Genomic DNA, 2,295 nt, shown 5'->3' with positions numbered 1-2,295 from the left:
CCTTCCCTCTCTCATTCTATTTGTATACTACATTTTGAAGTGCGGAATGTGGGATTTAAGGTTTGCTGATTAAAATTTTAATCAATACCTGTAAAAGCTTCCATAGTTAAATATTGCTGAAAAAGTGCAAGATTTTTGGCTGTTGACGAAGAGGTGTTAAATTAAATAGTAATTGGAGAATCAACATAAATATTTGGTTCTTGTAGATAAAATTCAATACCAAATTTTTTCAGTTCCTTAGAAATCGTTTGACTAGCAACTTCCAAAAGTCGCTTTCTTAATTGGATAGAATTTTCACTAGAACCGAGAATAAAGAAAGTTATCCTCGCCCGACATTTATCTGTATGTTCATGGTCAAATACTGCTATTTTTGTACTTCCTGGATCAATACCAAATACTGAATCTGTACTATTTTTAATCACTTGCTGAACTAGAGCTTCTTCTTGTTCTGTAAGTTTCCTAGTAAAGTCTAAATATAATAAAACCATCACTTTTTTACCACGGGTAACATTCTCTACTGCTGCATCAGCTAATTTGTTGTTAGGCACAATATATAAGGTACCTGTAGCTGCAACCCTAACTTTAGTAGAACGCAAACCAATAGATTCTACTCTGCCATAAATCTCACCTGCTCCTAATGAGCAACGAATATAATCTCCAGGAATAAAAGGACGATCTAAAAATAAAACTATCGTTCCAAAAATTTGCTCCAAGGTTTTGGAAGCTGAAAAACTAACAGCTATTCCACCAATAGATACACCAGCTAACAGACCTGTTAGTGGAAACTTTTGACTTTGAGCATAGCTGACTAATGCCACAAATCCAATTAGTATATTTGCTATAGTCTCAAATACTAACAGTAACTCATTTTCTAAGCTTGATTTAGAAATAATGTTAATCCCATATATTCTAATAAGTTGATGAAATATCTGAGAGGCTAACCATCCAAGACTAGCAACTACAGAAAACACTATTATTGGATGAAAGAATTTGTAGAATTGTTGATAATCTATTAACCAAGCTGAGGATAGAGAAATTAATAGACAAGTTCCTGCAAGTTGAAAAGGTTTTTTTAGTGGATCGAGAAAATTATTGGTAATTTCTTGCCTTGCACCAGGGATAAAATTTTTAATAAGGATACCCAACATTGCTGATGTATATTTTCCGATTAATATTGATCCCAAAGCAAAGACAATGAAAATCAAATAATTAGGAATGCTAGTAGCATCTAAAGAAATAAATACCTGATTTACTAGGTTAATTATATCTGAAAAAAACATATTAGTTTATAGTATTTCTTATCCCTTGATACTAGTTCGTAAAAACTAATTTATTTTTGATTTTTTTGCCAAATTTTCTAATCTCTAAAACTTGCTGCTTAACAAATTTTTTTAGTAAATATATAACTTGCCATGAGTGAGATTTTGCATTAAACCGTAATTGGTAAATCGACATATATACTGGGTTGCTATATATCAAAAGCAATACCATATTCCTTAAGTTTCAAAGTAATTCTTTGACTAGCATTATCCAACATTTGACGACGTAAATCCATAGATACTTTACCAGAACCTAAAATAAAAAATGTAATCTGGGCTTGAGTTATATCTTGAGAAGTAGAACTTTGTGAATCTTTAAAAGTAATATCAGTATTGCGCGGCTCAATGCCAAATATATCGCTGGTACTTGTTAAGATAACTTAGCGGATTAATGCTTGTTCTTCAATATCTACATAACGATAAAAAGTTAAGTATAAAATAGACATAACTTTCTTCGCCGCAGTAAAGTTTTCAATATTTACTTATGTCAGAGAATTATTAGAGATAATAATTAAAGTACCTTTTCCAGAAGAACGAATTTTAGTAGAGCGTAAACCTATAGATTCAACTCTGCCAAAAGTACCATCTGGTAAACCAATATAGTCATCTACAACAAAAGGTCTGTCTATATAAAGTACGATACCGCCGAGTAATTTACTTAAAGTATTTTGAGCAGCAAAAGCAACTGCTACACCTGCCACTCCTAAACTGGCAATAATACCAAATACATTAACTTGATGAGTCTGAGCAAAAATGATAATAGCTAATACAATAATGATAAAGTTAGCAACAAACTTACCTACTATAAACAGATCGCTATTGGCTTTCTGGTCAGTTCTGAATACTGCTTCTACTCAATAAACATCAAAAAACTGTTTAACAAATTGAGAACCTAGCCAAGTAGTTGTAATAGTTAAAATTAAACTAAGAGTAATTTCCAGAATATATAGTTCAGAATATGGTGTAACAGCTAGAA

2 protein-coding genes are annotated in these 2,295 nt (G+C 31.6%); both read right to left on the bottom strand.

All coding sequences use genetic code 11. The annotated features are described in order from the left end of the window. Positions 1–161: 161 nt before the first annotated feature. Complete coding sequence (locus tag AC3DU7_RS31555; protein WP_488043175.1) at positions 162–1,280, bottom strand: mechanosensitive ion channel family protein; 1,119 nt, start codon at positions 1,278–1,280, stop codon at positions 162–164. Positions 1,281–1,801: 521 nt separating this feature from the next. Beyond that, entirely contained in the window at positions 1,802–2,098 is a 297-nt protein-coding gene (locus tag AC3DU7_RS31550; RefSeq protein WP_488043176.1) for a mechanosensitive ion channel domain-containing protein, read from the bottom strand. Positions 2,099–2,295 lie beyond the last annotated feature (197 nt).

It is taken from the genome of Okeania sp. (assembly GCF_983059655.1).
Note: the sequence above shows the minus strand (reverse complement) of the source record. Positions and strands in the feature narration are given on the sequence as shown.